Annotated in this window: 16 protein-coding genes; 1 reads left to right on the top strand and 15 read right to left on the bottom strand. The window is 37.1% G+C overall.

What is annotated here, in order from left to right:
- Window positions 1-25 precede the first annotated feature (25 nt).
- The 5 genes from C7390_RS02645 to mraZ all read right to left on the bottom strand — a co-directional run bounded on the left by C7390_RS02645 (window position 26) and on the right by mraZ (window position 5800).
- Window positions 26-1783, bottom strand: a complete 1758-nt coding sequence (locus C7390_RS02645) for a peptidoglycan D,D-transpeptidase FtsI family protein (protein WP_318255778.1) — start codon at window positions 1781-1783, stop codon at window positions 26-28.
- 83 nt (window positions 1784-1866) lie between these two features.
- Window positions 1867-3777, bottom strand: a complete 1911-nt coding sequence (locus tag C7390_RS02650) for a peptidoglycan D,D-transpeptidase FtsI family protein (RefSeq protein WP_055174354.1) — start codon at window positions 3775-3777, stop codon at window positions 1867-1869.
- Between the two features lie 33 nt (window positions 3778-3810).
- Window positions 3811-4329 (bottom strand): septum formation initiator family protein, encoded by a 519-nt coding sequence (locus C7390_RS02655; protein WP_022501394.1) that lies wholly within the window; start codon window positions 4327-4329, stop codon window positions 3811-3813.
- A gap of 16 nt (window positions 4330-4345) precedes the next feature.
- Window positions 4346-5281 carry a 16S rRNA (cytosine(1402)-N(4))-methyltransferase RsmH gene (gene rsmH, locus C7390_RS02660; protein ID WP_116443545.1) on the bottom strand — a complete coding sequence of 312 codons (936 nt, stop codon included), beginning with the start codon at window positions 5279-5281 and terminating at the stop codon, window positions 4346-4348.
- Window positions 5282-5317: 36 nt separating this feature from the next.
- A complete protein-coding gene (mraZ, locus tag C7390_RS02665) occupies window positions 5318-5800 on the bottom strand; it encodes a division/cell wall cluster transcriptional repressor MraZ (protein ID WP_318295533.1) in 483 nt (160 codons plus the stop codon).
- A 289-nt stretch (window positions 5801-6089) separates the two neighbouring features.
- Here mraZ and ychF point away from each other — a divergent pair, with 289 nt between their 5' ends.
- Window positions 6090-7187, top strand: coding sequence for a redox-regulated ATPase YchF (gene ychF, locus C7390_RS02670; RefSeq protein WP_022501397.1), 1098 nt, complete (start codon window positions 6090-6092; stop codon window positions 7185-7187).
- Between the two features lie 161 nt (window positions 7188-7348).
- Here the strand turns inward: ychF and rpe are convergent, their stop codons facing one another.
- From rpe to C7390_RS02720, 10 genes are all read right to left on the bottom strand, one after another.
- The gene (gene rpe / locus C7390_RS02675) at window positions 7349-8008 is read right to left on the bottom strand and encodes a ribulose-phosphate 3-epimerase (protein WP_022501398.1); all 660 of its coding nucleotides are present in this window, start codon (window positions 8006-8008) and stop codon (window positions 7349-7351) included.
- Window positions 8009-8095: 87 nt separating this feature from the next.
- On the bottom strand, window positions 8096-8971 hold the full coding sequence (rsgA, locus tag C7390_RS02680; protein ID WP_022501399.1) for a ribosome small subunit-dependent GTPase A: 876 nt from the start codon (window positions 8969-8971) through the stop codon (window positions 8096-8098).
- Window positions 8972-8986: 15 nt separating this feature from the next.
- On the bottom strand, window positions 8987-10981 hold the full coding sequence (gene pknB / locus C7390_RS02685; protein ID WP_116443546.1) for a Stk1 family PASTA domain-containing Ser/Thr kinase: 1995 nt from the start codon (window positions 10979-10981) through the stop codon (window positions 8987-8989).
- Window positions 10982-10997: 16 nt separating this feature from the next.
- On the bottom strand, window positions 10998-11717 hold the full coding sequence (locus C7390_RS02690; protein ID WP_055307057.1) for a Stp1/IreP family PP2C-type Ser/Thr phosphatase: 720 nt from the start codon (window positions 11715-11717) through the stop codon (window positions 10998-11000).
- Window positions 11718-11843: 126 nt separating this feature from the next.
- Window positions 11844-12893: a 23S rRNA (adenine(2503)-C(2))-methyltransferase RlmN gene (gene rlmN / locus C7390_RS02695; RefSeq protein ID WP_022501402.1), complete on the bottom strand. Its 1050-nt coding sequence runs from the start codon at window positions 12891-12893 to the stop codon at window positions 11844-11846.
- Window positions 12894-12949: 56 nt separating this feature from the next.
- Window positions 12950-14260, bottom strand: coding sequence for a 16S rRNA (cytosine(967)-C(5))-methyltransferase RsmB (rsmB, locus tag C7390_RS02700; RefSeq protein WP_318295534.1), 1311 nt, complete (start codon window positions 14258-14260; stop codon window positions 12950-12952).
- 30 nt (window positions 14261-14290) lie between these two features.
- Window positions 14291-15250 carry a methionyl-tRNA formyltransferase gene (gene fmt / locus C7390_RS02705; protein ID WP_116443548.1) on the bottom strand — a complete coding sequence of 320 codons (960 nt, stop codon included), beginning with the start codon at window positions 15248-15250 and terminating at the stop codon, window positions 14291-14293.
- Between the two features lie 2 nt (window positions 15251-15252).
- Window positions 15253-15723: a peptide deformylase gene (gene def, locus C7390_RS02710; protein WP_022501405.1), complete on the bottom strand. Its 471-nt coding sequence runs from the start codon at window positions 15721-15723 to the stop codon at window positions 15253-15255.
- A 35-nt stretch (window positions 15724-15758) separates the two neighbouring features.
- The gene (gene priA, locus C7390_RS02715; RefSeq protein WP_116443549.1) at window positions 15759-17987 is read right to left on the bottom strand and encodes a replication restart helicase PriA; all 2229 of its coding nucleotides are present in this window, start codon (window positions 17985-17987) and stop codon (window positions 15759-15761) included.
- Window positions 17977-19482, bottom strand: coding sequence for a UDP-N-acetylmuramoyl-L-alanyl-D-glutamate--2,6-diaminopimelate ligase (locus tag C7390_RS02720; RefSeq protein ID WP_116443550.1), 1506 nt, complete (start codon window positions 19480-19482; stop codon window positions 17977-17979). Before C7390_RS02720 ends, priA begins: the two co-directional genes overlap by 11 nt.
- Between the last annotated feature and the right edge of the window lies 1 nt (window position 19483).

Here is a 19483-nt window from a genome sequence, read left to right on the forward strand (position 1 = left end):
TTTAACGCTTTATTAACGCATTTTCTTACTTGTTATTAAGGTACGGAAGTATATTTTCATATAACTCTCTTATGACCGGTGCTGCAATTGTACCGCCATAATATACCCCTTCTGGCTCATCAATAAGACACATAGCAATAACCTGTGGATTTTCCACACTTGAAAATCCTATAAATGAAGCGATATACTTTCCAGAGCCTCTCGGAAGCTTCTGTGATGTTGCTGTCTTTCCACCTATTGAAAAGCCCTCTATATATGCATTCTTTCCACCGCCTTCCTCAACTACCTGCCTTAATATGTCCCTCATAGTATCACTTGTTGATTTGTCAATTGTGCTCTCAGTTGTAGAATAATAGAACTCATTATAAGTCTGCCCCGAACCATCACTTGTCTTAACTGCAAAATGTGGTGTAACAAGGTTACCACCATTGACAATTGCTGCCGCCGCACGAAGCATCTGGATAGGTGTTATCTGAAATGACTGTCCGAATGACATTGTTGCAAGCTCTACTTCACCAACGTTTTCTTTATTGTGGATAATCGTTGAAGCCTCACCAGCAATATCTATTCCAGTCTTAGACAAAAGTCCAAGCTTGCCGCAGTAATTATAGAAATTATCAACACCTACCCTTCTTCCCCATTCAATAAATGCAGGGTTGCAGGAATTCATAACTGTATGTGTAAAATCCTGTGTTCCATGGCCCGTTGTCTTATGACACCTTATGCGCCTGTCACCAACAAGCGTTGAACCTGAACAGGTATAGGAGTCACTTAAACTTACAACTTTGGTTTCAAGTGCTGCTGTTGCAGTTACCATTTTAAACACTGAACCTGGCTCATAAGTATCATTAATGCAGAAATTTCTCCACATATTATTAAGAAGATCCATTTTATTGCCTGAACTGCCGTCATCTTCCACCTCGTAATTAAGTACATACGGCTCATTAAGATTATATTCAGGCACGTTGACCATTGCATACAACTCTCCATTATTAGGATTCATAACTATTATTGACACCCGCTTAGCATTTTTCTTTGCAAGCGTTGTATATGCTAACTGCTGGGCATATGACTGTATATTCATATCTATGCTTATATATAAATCCTGACCTCTCTGCGGCTCTAACCTTCCCTCTTTTGCATTTTTTATCTCTGTACCCCATGCATCGGTAAGTGTAAGTATCCTGCCATTATTGCCAGCAAGATATACATCATACTTAGCCTCAAGTCCGACTATTCCCTGATTATCACTTCCTGTAAAGCCAAGCACCTTGGAAGCAAGCGTATCATAAGGATAATATCTTTTATAATCCTCATCTACCTTAACTCCATTTAAGCCAGCTTTCCTTATTATATCTCCTGTATCTTTATCAACATTGGTCTTTATAGTTTCAATTGACGATACCTTTTCAACCTTTTTTCTTACAGCTGCTTCGTCCATATCAAGATTGTCACAAAGCATTTTAATAACTTCTTCCGGCTTATCTATCTGGCTGTGAATAACGGATATTGTACACACAGTCGTATTGTCAGCAAGGACAACTCCATTAGTATCAAGAATTCTTCCGCGCATAGCCTTTATGGCTCTCTCCCTCTCGTGAAGCTCTGTTGCACGCACGCTGTAATATTCAGCCCTGACGGTCATTATATATCCAACTCTTACTGTGAGCAGTGACATTATAAGCACAAGGCTTACTATAACCACCAGAAGCTTCTTTCTATGTCTTGTTCTTACAAAATAACCATATCTCTCATCTTCATTAAGCTTAATTCTTTCTGTCACTAATACAATAACCCCGAATAAACTTACTTATTATTATGAAAGTTTATTCAGGGTTATTCTTATACTTATTATTACTTAACAGCTTAATTAGATGAAGCTGTGCCTGCTGGTATCCCATCAACTGTTAATTCATCAGGACTCGAACTTGTATCCTCATATTCGTCTGAGGCATCCTTGTATACATTCATATATGGAAGAAGCTTTTCAAGTATATTGTGTGTAAGTGTAAGCACATCTGCTGAACTTCCTGATGTTCCTGTAGTTCCATATGGCTCATCAATAACTACATATATTGCAAACTTAGGATTTTCTGCCGGTGCGTGTCCTATAAATGATATAATCCATTTGTTATCTTTTCTATCACCCTTCTGGGCCGTTCCTGTCTTACCAGCAACTGAATATCCTGTAACACCTGCTTTCTTGGCTGTTCCTTCTTCTACTGTATTCTTAAGATATCTTCTTAAAAGCTTTGATGTTGAAGCTGTAATTGTCTGTCTTACAAGATTAGCCTTATATTCCTTTACAACTTCACCATTGGCTGATTCAATTCTCTTTACAATATGTGGCTGGTAAAGCATACCACCATTAATAATTGAACAATATGCCGCCATCATCTGCATCATATTAACATTAATAGTCTGTCCAAATGAATTACAAGCCGCATCAATAGTTGTCATACGGTCACCATATACGATACCTGTTGTCTCACCTGGAAGATCTATTCCGGTTATCTTTCCAAATCCAAACAATGACTGGTAATATGCAAATCTGCTGTTACCCATCTCAAGTGCAAGATGAATCATATACGGGTTGCAGGAATTCATAAGTGCCTGCTCAACTGTAAGTGAACCATGTGAACCTATTGTACTGAACACATGACACTTTAATTTATAATCAGCTACAGTTTCAAATCCCTTGCATACATATGTATCACCATCCTTTACAACACCTTCCTCCAAAGCTGAGGCTACCGTTACTGGTTTAAATGTTGAACCTGGCTCATAACTTTCTGATACACAATAATTAGTCCATAAAGAATACAGGTTATTTCTGTATTCTTCATCAGACATATCTTTAATCTCCTCATCTGTATACATACCAGTTAATTTTCTTGGATCATTAAGATTAAAGGTTGGATAACTAGCCATTCCAAGTATCTCACCATTAGATGGGTCTGCCACTACTACTGCTGTATTCTTTGAAGGCTTTTCTTCATTATATTCTAATATGCATTTCTCAATAATCGACTGTACATTATAATCAAGTGTTGTAACTATATTATTGCCATCAACAGCATTTTTCTGTGTCTCTGTAACCTCAAGTCCCTCATCTACATAGCTATATGTTGTTCCATTGGTACCAGTTAATTCCTCATCATACTGGCTTTCAATTCCAAGTTCACCACCATTAGTGGCACTCGCAAATCCAACAACATCACTTGCAAATGTTCCAAGAGGATATTTTCTTATATAACTGTCCTCAAACCATACACCTTTAATATTCTTTCCCTCAGTTGAATCTGCCATAAGATTTTTAAAATCTGCTATCTGATCTGTAGTAAGGTTTGATAAAAGCTTCTGATACCTGCTCTGTGAATTCTCACTCACCTTTTGCTCAAGCTCACTTCTGTTTAAATTAAAATATTTACAAAGAGCTGATAATGTAGGTTCTTTATATTCTCCGTCTGAAAGCATAAGCTTGACATCTAATATAAGATTATATACTCTCTCACTGTATGCAAGCACAGTTCCATCACCAGTTAATATCTGACCTCTCTTATAAGGTAGTTCTGTTGATGTATATGTCTGGTGATCTAACACTGCCTTCGCATATGTCTCTCCGTGTGTATAATTAATTCTGAATACCTGTCCACCTAATGCCATAAGAATTACTACTACCATTACAAGTGCAACCATTCCTTTGGTGTGAACACGTTTAAGCATAACTTTTTTTCTTCTGTACTTATTCTTTTTTAACTGTTCATCGCTTACCATAAGTACCTCTTATTATATTATTTTACCTGAATATTAATTGCTTTCAGGAACATCTTTATACTGCTTTACATATTCGCTCTCTTTAGAATCGTATGTAATAACCTGCTTCTTTTCTGGATACACCATTCCTAATTCATTAACTGCTGTATCATATATAGCATCATAATCTATGCTTGCATTAATATCTGACTCTAATACGTCATTATTCTCCTTTAATGTGCTAAGCTCGCTCTTTAACTCAGCTATCATATCTGAATTAGTCTTAGCTGCTGCCTGAACATTAAGGTACTGATAACATATAAAGAAGACAACTGCAGCAACACTCGCAACTGCAACTGTATACATAAGATTAATCTTATTATTGCGTCTTATCTGCTTCTGTCTCTGCCTTCTTATTTCTCTGTTGATTTCCTTCTGTGTCTGCTGGGATTCATCTGGGGTTTTAAGTGGTTCAGCGATATTTAATTGTCTTACCGCACTACCATATTCATACGGCACTTTGCTTACATTTCTTGAATTTCTTCTGTACTCTGCTCTACTTCTCTTTTCCACTTTACACTACCTCCCATTATACCCTTTCAAATACTCTTAACTTAGAACTCTTTGATCTGCTATTTTCATTAATCTCTTCATCTGTTGGAACTACAGGCTTTCTTGTAATCACCCTGCCCTTCGGTACTTTACCACACACACACGCAGGAAAGCTTGGTGGACAGGTACAAGGATTCTCGTTATTCCTAAACCTTGTCTTTACTATTCTGTCTTCTAAAGAATGAAATGTTATTATGCAAAGTCTTCCTTCTGGCTTAAGCCTGTCAATCATCATATCTATGGAATTCTCTAGCACTTCCAATTCTTTATTAAGTTCAATTCTTATAGCCTGATAAGTTCTCTTAGATGGATGTCCACCTGTCGCCCTTACCTTCATAGGTATAGCTGCCTTTATAATATCGTTAAGCTCAAATGTTGTCTCAATTGGCTTTTCCTGTCTTGCAGCCACTATATGCTTAGCTATATTCTTAGCAAACCTGTCCTCACCATAATCTCTTATTATTCTGTAAAGATCAAATTCGCTGTATTCATTAACAATATCTTTAGCTGTAATCTCCTGTCTTTGATCCATTCTCATATCAAGTGCTGTGTCCACATTATATGTAAACCCTCTGTCAGCCGCATCTAACTGATATGATGAAACACCCAGATCCAGCATAATTCCATCAACTTTATCTATTCCTAACTCATCAAGGACTTTGTCCATATTACAGTAATTATTTCTTACGATTGTAACCCTGTCCATATATGGTTCTAATCTCTTACCTGCTGCTTTTATGGCATCTTCGTCCTGATCTATTCCTATCAATCTTCCACCCTCGGAAAGTCTTCCTGCGATTTCGTATGAATGTCCGCCTCCGCCAAGAGTTCCATCAACATATATGCCATCGGGTTTAATATTCAATTCATCTACCGTCTCATATAAAAGAACTGACTTATGCTTAAACTCCATACTAATCTCCTTTCCGCCTGCTATATCAGCAATTAATTATATGGTGAATCCCAGACTGTCCATATTCTCTGCGACCTCGTCCATATTGTCATCATAATTGCTTATACTGTCATTCCAGCTTTCTTTACTCCATATCTCTATCCTGCTTCCAACACCTACAAATACTACATCCTTCTGTAACGAAGCAAACTCTCTTAATACAGATGGTATAAGAATTCTTCCCTGCTTGTCTAATTCGACATCTGCTGCTCCTGCAAGAAAGAATCTTGTAAATGTTCTGGCATTCTTATTAGTAAGAGGCAGTGTCTTAAGCTTCTCCTCGAATCTCTGCCACTCTTCATTAGTGTATACAAATAAACAGTTATCAAGTCCCTTAGTGATAATAAAATTATCCCCAAGGCTTTCGCGGAACTTCGCAGGAACGATTATTCTGCCTTTGGCATCTATTGTATGTCCATATTCGCCCATAAACATAGCAATCGTTCCTCCTTTCCCCCACTTGTAACCACTTGCTACCACTTTTCTCCACTTTGAGAACAATTCTATACTGATTTTGTGCAAAATACAAGTGTTTTCCACTAATTTATAAAATTTTTTTAAACTTTTGCACTATATTATGCCCGTAAAATATACAATCATATGTATATACACATAAAAATAGTAATTTTAACACTCACACCATCTGATTGTATGTAATTAGTTGAGCTTTAGGAAAAGATATGTTAAAATACAGGTTGCGTTACTGCGTATATTTACTAAACATAAATCTGCATATGATACACATTTATGTTGGAAATGAGGAGAATATATGAAACTTGGAATAGTTGGTCTTCCTAATGTTGGAAAGAGTACACTTTTTAATTCTTTAACTAAGGCTGGAGCAGAATCAGCCAATTATCCATTCTGTACAATAGACCCTAATGTAGGAATTGTTGCCGTACCAGATGAAAGACTTGATAAGCTTGCAGCACTTTATAATTCAGCAAAGATTACACCTGCCGTTATCGAATTCGTTGATATAGCTGGTCTTGTTAAGGGTGCTTCTAAAGGTGAAGGTCTTGGTAACCAGTTCCTTGCTAATATAAGAGAAGTTGATGCAATCGTTCACGTTGTCAGATGTTTTGAGGACTCTAATATTGTTCACGTTGATGGTTCTGTCAACCCTGTAAGAGATATTGAGACAATCAACCTTGAATTAATCTTTTCTGATATGGAAGTTCTTGAAAGACGTCTTGCTAAGCAGAAGCGTGCTTCCTACAATAATAAGGACATCGCTAAAGAATGTGACCTTATCGAAAGACTTCTTAAGTTCCTTGAGGCTGGTAATCTTGCCAAGAACTTTGAATGTGAAGATGAAGACGAAGAATCATTTATGAGAGAATACAATCTTCTTACAAGCAAACCTGTTATATTCGCTGCTAATGTATCAGAAGATGACCTTGCCGATGATGGTGCTAACAATGAATATGTACAGAGTGTACGTGAATATTCTAAAAAGGATAACTGCGAAGTATTCGTTATATGTGCACAGATTGAACAGGAAATCTCAGAACTTGATGATGATGAAAAGAAAATGTTCTTAGAGGACCTTGGAATTAGTTCTTCTGGTCTTGATAAGCTTATCGCTGCAAGCTACAGAATATTAGGTCTTATAAGTTACTTAACTGCTGGTGAGACAGAGACAAGAGCCTGGACAATAACTAACGGAACTAAAGCTCCTGGTGCTGCAGGTAAAATCCACAGCGATTTCGAGAGAGGCTTTATCAAAGCAGAAGTTGTCAACTATAAGGATTTACTTGACTGTGGCTCTTATACTAAAGCCAAGGAAAAAGGTCTTGTACGTATGGAAGGTAAAGACTATGTTGTTAAAGACGGCGATGTAATATTATTCCGTTTCAACGTATAATAATATTAGTACATTAATAATTATATATTTATAATAATATAAGTTCTACAAGTCAGATAATATAGGATTTGTTCCAACTTCTGAACTTCTGACAAAGAATTATATAAAAGATGGTGGCACGAATTAACGTGTCACCATCTTTTTATCTACAGGACATAATTTTAATATGTGCTCATTATCTCCTTAAATCTCTTAACATTAGCTCCTGCATCATTCTTAAACACAGCCGAACCTGCAACTATTACATTAGCTCCAGCTTCAAGCACTGATACGAGATTTTCTATATTAATTCCACCATCTATCTCAATATCTACGTTATCAAGACCTTTTTCTATAAGCTTTGCTTTAATCTGCTTAACCTTTTCTAATGACTCCGGTATGAACTTCTGTCCGCCAAAGCCAGGATGAACGCTCATAACAAGCACCATATCCACCAATGAAAGATAAGGCTCAATAGCCTTTACTGGTGTCTCTGGATTAAGTGTAATAGCTGCTTTGACACCACATTCCCGTATCTTTTCAATTGTGGCAACAACATCTTCGCACGCCTCAACGTGGACAGTTATTATATCCGCACCACATTTTACAAATTCTTCTATATAACGGATTGGTTCTTCGATCATAAGATGAACATCAAATACTCTGCTTGTACAGCTTCTTATTGATTTGATAACAGGCATACCATAGGAAATGCTTGGAACAAACCTGCCGTCCATAACATCAATATGTATATACTCTGCTCCTGCTTCATCAATTGCTTTAATATCTTTCTCAAGATTTTTAAAATCTGCTGATAATATTGAAGGTGATAATATAGTCATTATATTCCTCATTTCTGTGTAATTAATATTATTTAACCTATACCGCCAGCCCTGGCATATAGATAATCAATTATCGCTAATCTATAATTAATATTTCTTCTTGTTCTTTACCTCGTCATATATCTCTACATAACTTGTATAACGTCTTCTGCTTATTAATCCTGCCTCAACCGCTTCCTTAACCCTGCAGTCAGGCTCATTAATATGAACACAGCCATTAAATCTGCACTGCCCTTCATATTCACTGAATTCCTCAAAATAAAATCTTATCTGTTCCTTTTCAAGTTCTGGAATATTAAGAGATGTAAAGCCCGGCGTGTCGCATATATATGTAGCATCGCTCACATTAAATATCTCCGAATGTCTTGTTGTATGCCTTCCTCTTCCAATCCTGCTCACATCACCAGTTGCACTCACTTCCTGCGGAAGTATAAGATTGGTAAGTGACGACTTGCCAACACCTGATGGTCCAGCTAATATTGTCGTCTTTTTCTCAAGTGTCTTAAGAACTATGTCTATTCCTTTATTATCATAAGTACTTATAAATATGACTTTACAGCCACATTTTTCATATATGTCAGAAAGTTCTTCTAATGTGTCATCTTCTGCCAGATCTATTTTGTTAAACACTACAACTGTAGGCACATTCTGATAATCCATCATCATTATAAATCTGTCCAAAAGATTATAATTAGGTTCTGGTGATTTTACAGCAAATATTACCATAGCCTGATCTATATTCGCAGAAGCTGGTCTTATAAGCTCATTCTTTCTTGGAAGTATCTGTATGATATTACCTGTCATCTTATCGTTATCTATTATATCTATAATAACATTATCCCCGACAAGCGGCTTTATCTTTTTATTCCTGAATATTCCTTTTGCCTTACATTCATATATACCACAGGATTCTATATGGACATAATAAAATCCTGCAATTCCCTTTATTATCTTTCCCTGCATAAGACTTCCTATACTCTAATTGCTTGTATTGCCCGTTCCTGTATTAGAACTGCCATTGCCACTTGATGTATTGCTTCCACTGCTATTGCCCGATGTGTTAGAACCACTATTATTGCTGTTACTATTGCTATTGCCGTTACTGTTGTTATTGCTGTTACTATTACTGCTGCCTGAACCTGATGCTGTAGTAGAAGTTGTTGAGCTTGTATAGTGGCTTACATATATAGTTATCGTTGTTCCAGACTCTACAGTGTCACCACCAGAGTAAGGTGTCTGTGAAGTAACAGTACCATATGATGCCTTAGATGAAGTCTCATATTTTACTGATACCTTAAGCCCGGCTGCCTCGATAGACTGATTGGCAAGGCTTTCTGTCATTCCTATTACATTAGGAACTGTGGCTTTAGTTACCTGCTTTCCACGGCTTACTTCTATTGTAACTGTTGTACCTTCTGTTACTGTTCCAGATGGGCTGTATTTAACAACCTTTCCGGCTTCTACTGTACTGCTGTATACATAATCAACAGAGACGACAAGATTAACATTTTCAATAAGCTCTTTTGCTTCTTCTTCTGTCTTACCCTTTACATTAGGAACTGTGACGTTCTTAGTTTCCCTGCCACTGCTTATTGTAAGAACAATCTGTGAGTTCTTCTCAACCTTAGAACCACCTACATTGCCCTGGTTTATTACACTGTTCTCTGCAACTGTATCTGAACTCTGTGTCACGGCTTTATAGCCAAGACCAACTTTATTAAGTGCACTTATTGCATCGTCCTTAGTCATTCCAACTACATATGGTACTGTAACCATATCTGATGCCTTTGAATTGCCAGACACAGCAGTTGTAACCTGATTAGAAGCCTGACTGTTATTGTTAGATGAACTCTTGCCACTTCCTATAAGCTTTACAACAACAAATATTGTGATAATAAGAATTATAACTGCAATTCCTATACCGATACATTTCATAATAAGCTCTAACTTATCATTACTCTCATCATCAATATCGTTATCATCTTCTTCCTCATCTATATTATCATCAATATCTGCAAATGTATCCTCACCTAATAAGCCGTCATCTTCTTCCTGCTCATCTATATCCTCATCATCTGAATCAGTCTGTGCATAGTTATCATTAACTGATGTATCATACATAGGAGCAAGCTTTACAAAATCGTCCTCCGGCATAACAAGTGACTTCTTTAAATCTACTATAAGGTCATAGGCAGACTGATAACGCCTGTCTGTCTTCTTCTGTGTACATTTAAGAACTATCTTATCAACACTTACTGGTATTCCCTCAACAAGCTGAGATGGTGCTGGTATTGTATCCTGAATATGCTGTACAGCTACTGATACTGCTGTATCTCCGTCAAATGGAACTGTTCCAGTGAGCATTTCAAATAATGTAATACCAAGTGAATATATATCACTTCTCTCATCCGAATAGCCGCCTCTTGCCTGTTCTGGTGATATATAATGTACAGACCCCATAGAAGCTGATGTATTAATTGTTGCTGTTGAAGCTACCTTGGCAATACCGAAATCAGTAACCTTAACCTTGCCCTCTTTAGATATAATTATATTCTGTGGCTTAATATCCCTATGGACAATATTATGTTTATGAGCTGCATCCATACCATTAGCTACCTGTATAGCAATGCTTACAGCCTCTTTATATGGAAGTTTGCCTCTCTTTTCAATATACTTCTTAAGGGTAACTCCCTCAACAAGTTCCATAACTATGTAATATATGCCATTCTCAACACCGACATCATACACATTTACAACATTAGGATTAGTAAGTCCGGCAGCTGACTGGGCCTCAGCCCAGAATTTGCTTACAAATGTCTTATCCTGGCTAAATTCTGACTTCATAACTTTAATTGCAACATATCTGTTAAGCTTGTGGCATTTGGCTTTGTATACATCTGCCATTCCGCCTGTACCAATCTGTTCAATTATCTCATATCTGTCAGCTAAAAACATTCCTTCTCTTAACATCATTAAATTACCTCTCTGCCTATGGTTCAATTAAAATCACTGATATGTTATCTCTGCCACCATTATCATTGGCCCTGCTTACAAGCCTTTCTGCGGCTTCCCTGATATCGTGGCTGCTCTTTATTATATGAAATATCTCCTGGTCTTCTAACATATTAGTCAATCCATCAGAACACATAAGTATCATATCTTCCTTTTTAAGATCAACTGAAAACATCTCGGCTTCGACGGTGTCATAGCCACCTATTGCCCTTGTGATAACATTCTTTTTCTCATGGGTTCTTGCAGCTTTTCTGTCAATTTCGCCCCGCTGTACCATTTCTTCCACCCACGAATGGTCTCTTGTAATCTGGATTATATCTTCTCCGATTACATACAATCTGCTGTCACCCACATTGGCTACTCTTAAAGTATTGTCAAATATGCTGGCTACCACTAATGTAGTTCCCATTCCATTATATTCTTCCGACTCGCCTGCCTTTCTAAGAAGCAGTGTGTTGACAAGCTTAATGTTATTATCTATTGTTGCTAAAGGATCTTTGCCTTCTGACTCTTTTAATAATTCAACAAGCGTTTCAACTGTATATCTTGACGCTGTGTCACCAGCTTTATGTCCTCCCATACCGTCTGCCACAATAAACAGATTAGGCAGACACCCTATATCATCAAGCTTTGCATAGACATAGTCCTGATTGACATTTCTTTCAATTCCTACATCTGTTGTTGCAAATGCGTTCATTTCATTCTCCATCCATTCTTTAATGTATCAGTTTTACTATTAATGAATAGTATCCCATATCAATATATATTATCATACCAGCTATAAAAATGCGACATATTTCAGCCACTTTTTATGCAGCTGGCTCTATATGGCAGAATTCTCATCTATATGATTCTGCCTCAACTGTCCACAGGCACCGTCTATATCGCGCCCCATCTCACGTCTGACAGTCGCATTAATTCCTTTTCTTTCAAGCATATCCTTAAAATTCTTTATAGAATTCTTCTCTGACTGCTCATAATCTCTTTCCTTAATCGGATTAACCGGTATCAGATTAATATGACAGTTAAGCCCTTTTACAAGCTCTATAAGCTCATTGGCACATTCTTTAGTATCATTAACGCCCTTAACCAGACTATATTCAAATGATATTCTTCGTCCTGTCTTATCAAGATAATACCTGCACGCATCCATAATCTCTGCTATGCTGTATTTATTAGCAATAGGCATCATAGTCTTTCTTAACTCATCATTAGGTGCGTGAAGCGATATTGCAAGTGTTATCTGTAACTTAAGATCTGCCAGTTCTTTTATCTTAGGCACAATTCCACAGGTTGATACTGTTATATTTCTCTGGCTTATATTAAGTCCTCTTTCACTGTTAAGCAGTTCTATGAATTTAATAACATTATCGTAATTATCCATAGGCTCACCAGAACCCATTATAACAACATTGCTTACTCTCTCATTAGTATCCCTGCTTATTCTGTATATCTGGTCAAGCATTTCTGATGGTGAAAGATTTCTTACACATCCATTAAGAGTTGATGCGCAGAAACGACAGCCCATTTTGCAGCCGACCTGTGATGAAATACATACCGAATTGCCGTGATGATACTTCATAAATACACTTTCTATAAGATTGCCGTCATAAAGCTCAAAAAGGTACTTTCTAGTGCCGTCTATCCTTGACTCCTGCATTTTTACAATCTTAAGACTTGTATACAAGGTATCTTCCTTTAAAGTATTCTTAAGCTTATCGGAAATATTGGTCATCTCATCATAACTTTCTGCCAGTTTCTCGTGCATCCACGAATATAACTGGGCAGCTCTGAATTTCTTTTCATTAATACTCTCAACATATTGTACAAGTTCATTGTAATTCAATGATTTTATATCAGTCTTATGCGGCATAACCATACTCCATTCCATTTATCTGTTATTTCTTAAATATATTTACATTCCCCTGTTTAACTCTTAATAAGACGAGCGACAAAGAATCCGTCCATTCCTGAATTATTGGCAGGAAGCAGCTGATGATACTCTCCGTCTTTCGTAAAGCCTGATTCTTTACATATCCAGTCGGCATTATCCTCATTTTCTGCCCTGTTAATTGTACAAGTACTATACATTAACACTCCACCACTCTTAACATAGCGTGATACGACCTTTAAAATATCTCTTTGAAGATCTACAAGTGACTGCAATTTTTCAGGCGAAGCATTATATTTTATATCCGGCTTTCTTCCTATTATCCCAAGACCTGAACAAGGAAGGTCAGCTATAACAATATCAGCTTTATTAATCAGACTTTCATCACAATCAAGTGCATCATATACCTGTGTCTGTATATTAGTGATATTAAGCCTCTTAATATTCTCATCAATAAGTGCAACCTTGTAATCTGACAAATCTCTGGCGATTACCCTGCCGCAATCCCCCTGTTCTGACATCTTAAGTGCGGCATTAATTGACTTTCCGCCCGGTGCACCGCATACGTCAACTATTGTATCTCCCGCTTTTGGTGCTGTGTATTCACCTGCAAGCATTGAGCTGATATCCTGAATCTGATACATACCATCCTGAAAGCTTTTAAGCCCTGCGATATAATCATAATCGGATATCTCATACGCATATGGTATATTCTCTACTTCTTTTACTGTCACATTCTCACGCTGAAGAAGTTCTTTAATCTGTTCCCTGGAAGCCTTTGATGTATTACATCTTATATATGTCTTCTTCTCACACTTCATACCCTCAAGCACGGATTTAACAGTATCTATTGACATCTGCCCTGACCACAGCTCAATTATCCACATTGGCATAGAATACTTAACAGACAGATATTCATATGGACTTTTATTATAATCTGGATATTCAATATTGTCTTTATTGCGTGATATATTTCTTAACACACCATTAACAAAACCCTTAAGCCCCGCAAATCCCCTCTTTACAGCAAGCTTGACAGCCTCATTACAAGCTGCACTATCAGGCACATTATCCATATATATTATCTGATATACACCCATTCTTACAATTCTTCTTATAACAGGCTTCATCTTCTTAACTGGTGTCTTTGAATACTTGTTAATAATATAATCTAATTCTATCTGGCTCTCTATAATGCCTAAAGACAGCTTATTGATAAATGATCTTTTACTCTTATCAAGATACTGGTACTTTAAAAGTGCATTGTTGATTATTATATGTGAAAATTCATTGTTACTCTCTATTTCTTCCAAAATATCGAGTACAACCGCTCTTAAATTAACTTCCATACAGATTATTCTCCATTATAATATAACTAATTACCCTAATGCAGTCCCTTCTTCAACGTGGCTTCCAAGAAGAAAGGCATCTGTTGACATTCTCTTCTTACCCTCAAGCTGAAGTTCATTAACCTTAAGATAATCTTTTCCGCATTTTATAATAAATGTCTTCTTATCTACATAACATACTGTTCCAGCTTCACATTCCTTTGAAACATTATTGTTATTTATAATATCATCACTGTCATTCACAACATCTGCATCCCATATTTTTAACATTTTGCCATTAAGATGTGTAAATGCACTTGGCCAGGGATTAAGTCCTCTTATAAGGCACTCAATCTGTCTGGCACTCTTAGTAAAATCAAGCTCTCCCATTGACTTTTTAAGCATTTTGACATATGAGCTTTCAGCTTCGTTCTGCTTTTCTGGTATAATGATTCCAGTCTCAAGTCCTTCAAGTGTCTTAATAAGAAGCTTAGCACCAACTATGCTTAATCTGTCAAAAAGGCTTCCGCCTGTCTCTTTCTTATCAAGTTTAACCTTATCTACCAAAAGAATATCTCCTGTATCAAGCCCCTCATCCATCTTCATAGTCGTAACACCGGAATACTCACATCCGTCTATTACTGCCCACTGGATTGGAGAGGCACCCCTGTACTTAGGAAGCAGTGAAGCGTGTACATTAATACATCCAAGACGTGGCATATCAATAATACTCTTAGGCAATAGCTGTCCAAATGCAACAACAACAAACACATCAGCATTATATTTTCTTAATTCTTCAACAAATGCTTCATCTCTTGCTCTTTCTGGCTGAAGAACCTGTATATTATTCTTAACAGCTTCTTCCTTAACAGGTGAAAATACAAGCTCCTTGCTTCTTCCCTTTGGCTTGTCCGGCTGTGTCACAACAGCCACTACATCATACTGGTTATCAATAAGTTCCTTTAACGTCACAACTGCAAAGTCAGGAGTTCCCATAAATACAACCTTCAATATTAATCTTCCTCCGTTTCAGTTTCCATAAGTGGACCTTCTGCCTTATCAACATACATTACTCCGTCAAGATGATCAATCTCGTGTAAAAGACATCTTGCAAGAAGTTCTTCACCCTCAACGATAATCTCTTCCATATCTTCATTAAGTGCCTTAACCTTGGCATAAGATGGTCTTGTTACGATACCAACCTTACCCGGAACACTAAGACAGCCCTCCTGTCCTGTCTGTGAACCACTTGTCTCAAGAACTACAGGGTTAATAAGCACTATTGGATCATCACCACAGTCAATTACTACTAATCTCTTTCTTATTCCTACCTGTGGAGCTGCAAGTCCAACTCCATTAGCCTCATACATTGTTTCAAACATATCATCAATAAGTTCCTGTATTCTAGGTGTCATCTCAGTTATTTCTTTTGCTTCTTTTCTTAATATCTCATCACCTAATGTTCTTATATTTCTGATTGCCATAACTTCCTCCATAATCAAATAACATATGCGTATGTTTAATTAACATCATATGCAATGTTAATATTCTTGTAATCTGAACTGCCATTAATATTATTATCCAGCATATCCATAATTAGTTCAAGTGCTTTAAAGCTTGAACTTCTTAAATATATCTGCTTCGTGTATATATCTTTAATCTTGTATATAGAAGCATTTGATGGACCAAGTACTATAATCTTGTCATCTTTAACAGTATTGTTATCCTGAATATACTGCTGTATCAAAGCTTTAATATTTCCTGCACGCTCTGATAACAGCTTCTCATTAATACTGCTTATGTTAATCTTTACCATATTATTAACAGGTGGATATGAAAGCAGCTTCCTGTAAGACATTTCCTGCTCATAAAAACTCTTATAATTCTGCTCCGCCGCACATAACAAGCCATAATTATCAGGTGAATATGTCTGTATTACAACTTCACCCTTTCTTTCTCCTCGTCCAGCTCTTCCTGCCGCCTGTGTTATAAGCTGGAATGTACGCTCAACAGCCTTATAATCACTTGCATACAAGGATATATCTGCCGCCACGACTCCGACAAGAGTAACCTTTGGGAAATCGTGTCCCTTTACTATCATCTGCGTGCCTATAAGTATATCTGCCTGTTCTGTCGCAAATGCACTTAATATATTCTCGTGTCCGCCTTTGCCTTTGGTTGTATCCATATCCATTCTTAATACCCTTGCCGCAGGAAACATCTTCTTAACTGCATCCTCTACAGCCTCTGTTCCTGCCTTAAAGCCAAGGATATACTTAGAACCACATTCAGGGCATAATGATACATTAGGAGTCTCGTATCCACAATAATGACATACAAGCTTTCCATTCCTGTGAAGTGTCATAGATACATCACAATGCGGACATTTCATAACATAGCCGCACGACCTGCACGAAACAAATCCGGCAGTTCCCCTTTTATTAAGAAACAGCATTATCTGTTCGTGTTTATTAAGCCTGTCACTGATAAGCTCATACAGCTTTCTTGAAAATATTGTCCTGTTACCTGTCTTTAACTCCTGTCTCATATCAGCTATATATACCTGTGGCAGGCTTGCCTCTCCTGCCCTGTTATTAAGCTCTATAAGCTTATACTCGCCTGCTTCTGCCCTGTAATAGCTGTCAATTGACGGTGTTGCAGAGCCTAGTATAACAGAAGCTCCCGCCTCCTTTGCAATATGTATTGCAAGGTCTTTGGCGTGATATCTTGGGACTTGCTCTGATATATACGCACCCTCGTGTTCCTCATCTATAACAATAAGTCCAAGATTAGGAAACTGTGTAAACAATGCCGATCTTGGACCTATCATAATACTTATTTCACCTTTAAGTGCTCTTACGAACTGGTCATATCTCTCACCTTTTGACATTCTTGAATTAATAATAGACACTTTATCCCCAAATCTGTGATAAAATCTCTGAACAGTCTGAAATGTAAGTGCTATCTCAGGTATAAGCATTATAACCTGCCGTCCGGAATTAATAGTATGTTCAATAACATCAAGATACACTTCTGTCTTTCCGCTTCCGGTTACTCCTCGTATAAGATATGTATTGAACGCTTTATTATCATAATCCTCCACTATTGTATCAACGGCTCTTTGCTGTTCCTCGTTAAGCACAACCTTTTTATTAAAAATGTGCTTATCAGACACAGGATTTCTATAGTAACTTTCAACCTTGACATTTATAATTCCGTCTGCTTCAAGTGCCTTTACTGTTGCTGGCGAAATATTAAGCTTGTCTTTTACTATCTCCATATCAATAACAGGTTCATCAATAAGTGCACACATAAGCCTGTACTTGGCTTTCGCTTTTTTCTCATATATGCTTATAAGTTCTTGTGCCTTTTTAGTATCAACCAAAAGGCAGACAGACTTTTTCTGCTTATGTCCGACCTCGTCCTTAACAGGAATAACCGTCTTTAATGCCTGATTCATAGTACAGCCATAATGCCGTTTCAGCCACGCTGCAAGCTTTATCATACTTTTAGCGACATTTACTTTTCCTGTAACAACACTGTCAATGCTCTTTATCTTATCAACAGGATATGATGGCTTATCAGTTAAACCAATTACATATCCTGTTATAATTCTGTTACCTTTTCCAAATGGCACTCTTACAGATGTTCCGATATCAACACTACCATCCATATCATCAGGCACAGCATATTGGAATGTCTTATCAAGCTGTTCGTGTGAAATATCTATTATTATATCAGCGTACATTTTTCTCCTTTAATTCTTTAAGAACTTCTGATATAAGAACACGTTCGTCCATAGGATATTTAACGCCTTTTATCTCCTGATAATCTTCGTGTCCCTTACCTGCAAGCACGATAATATCTCCAGGTTCACCATTCTCAATAGCATATTTAATAGCTTCTTTTCTGTCTGCAATATCAATATGCTTACCTGTAGTCCTGTTAATTCCAGTCTTAATATCTTCCATAATAGCAAGAGGCTCTTCAAATCTTGGATTATCAGATGTTATAATCGTAAGGTCTGCTAATCTTCCAGACACTTCACCCATCTCAAATCTTCTCTCTTTAGAGCGGTTGCCACCACAGCCAAACAGGCATACAAGTCTATGTGGATTGTACTCTTTAAGTGTCTTTAAAATACTCTCTAAGGACATCGCATTATGAGCATAATCAATCATAAGAGTAAACTTATCAGATACTGGAACAAGCTCTATTCTTCCTTTAACCTTTACATCTTTCAATACATTTTCAACAATAGCATTATCCACATTAAAATGTCTTGTAACAGCTATTGCACACAATGAATTATATACTGAGAACATTCCCGGAAGTGAAAGTTCCACATCCATATTGACAAGACCACTACACTTATAAGTAAGACCTATCTTTCCTCTCTCATGGAACAACTTGATATCACTTGCCTTTATGTCTGAATCTTCTGATATGCCATACTTCTCAACACTGCATACAGAGTCTCTTAATATATCAGCTGTATGCTTATCATCTGCATTGACTATTCCTGTCTTGCACTGCTTAAAAAGCTTAGCCTTACATTCAAGGTACTCCTCAAATGAAGCGTGCTCATTAGGACCGATATGATCAGGCTCAAGATTAGTAAATACTCCGATGTCAAATACAATACCTGCAGTTCTGTCAAGCTTTAAGCCCTGTGAGGATACCTCCATAACTACTGCCTTACATCCCTCATCAACCATTTTCCTGAAGGTTTTATGAATCTGTATTGACTCAGGTGTTGTATTGCAGGACGGAACAGCCTCATCTCCTATAACTGTCTCGATAGTTCCGATAAGACCTGTCTTTATTCCACACGCACAAAGAACATTCTTTATCATATAAGTTGTAGTTGTCTTACCCTTAGTTCCTGTAATTCCAATTGTAAACAACTTCTTATCAGGATTGCCGTAAAATGCTGCTGACATAAGTGCAAGGGCAAGTCTTGTATTATCACATTCTATAACTGCTGCCGGTATCTTCTCTGTATTATACTGTGATCCCTTCTGTACAACTATTACAGCCGCCTTATCCTTAACCTGCTCTATATATTTATGTCCATCGCTTACCGAACCAACTATGCAGACAAAGATACCTCCGTCTGTTACTTTTCTTGAGTCAGAAGCAATACCTGTAACAGTTGTATTAATATCACCATTAACAACTGTATATTCAAAATGTTCTACTTCATTAGCTCTGCATATATCCAAAATATCTTTTAACTGCATA

This window comes from Bacteroides galacturonicus, assembly GCF_003096855.1.
Lineage (GTDB): Bacteria > Bacillota > Clostridia > Lachnospirales > Lachnospiraceae > Lachnospira > Lachnospira rogosae.

Bases quoted from the DNA above. Each gene is read 5' to 3' on its own strand.
- rsmH (WP_116443545.1), bottom strand. From the start codon at position 5,281: ATGGAGTTTAAGCATAAGTCAGTTCTTTTATATGAGACGGTAGATGAA.
- rsmB (WP_318295534.1), bottom strand. From the start codon at position 14,260: ATGGAAGTTAATTTAAGAGCGGTTGTACTCGATATTTTGGAAGAAATA.
- ychF (WP_022501397.1), top strand. From the start codon at position 6,090: ATGAAACTTGGAATAGTTGGTCTTCCTAATGTTGGAAAGAGTACACTT.
- def (WP_022501405.1), bottom strand. From the start codon at position 15,723: ATGGCAATCAGAAATATAAGAACATTAGGTGATGAGATATTAAGAAAA.
- rlmN (WP_022501402.1), bottom strand. From the start codon at position 12,893: ATGCCGCATAAGACTGATATAAAATCATTGAATTACAATGAACTTGTA.
- rpe (WP_022501398.1), bottom strand. From the start codon at position 8,008: ATGACTATATTATCACCTTCAATATTATCAGCAGATTTTAAAAATCTT.
- rsgA (WP_022501399.1), bottom strand. From the start codon at position 8,971: ATGCAGGGAAAGATAATAAAGGGAATTGCAGGATTTTATTATGTCCAT.
- C7390_RS02720 (WP_116443550.1), bottom strand. From the start codon at position 19,482: ATGCAGTTAAAAGATATTTTGGATATATGCAGAGCTAATGAAGTAGAA.
- C7390_RS02690 (WP_055307057.1), bottom strand. From the start codon at position 11,717: ATGAACGCATTTGCAACAACAGATGTAGGAATTGAAAGAAATGTCAAT.
- C7390_RS02650 (WP_055174354.1), bottom strand. From the start codon at position 3,777: ATGGTAAGCGATGAACAGTTAAAAAAGAATAAGTACAGAAGAAAAAAA.
- pknB (WP_116443546.1), bottom strand. From the start codon at position 10,981: ATGATGTTAAGAGAAGGAATGTTTTTAGCTGACAGATATGAGATAATT.
- priA (WP_116443549.1), bottom strand. From the start codon at position 17,987: ATGTACGCTGATATAATAATAGATATTTCACACGAACAGCTTGATAAG.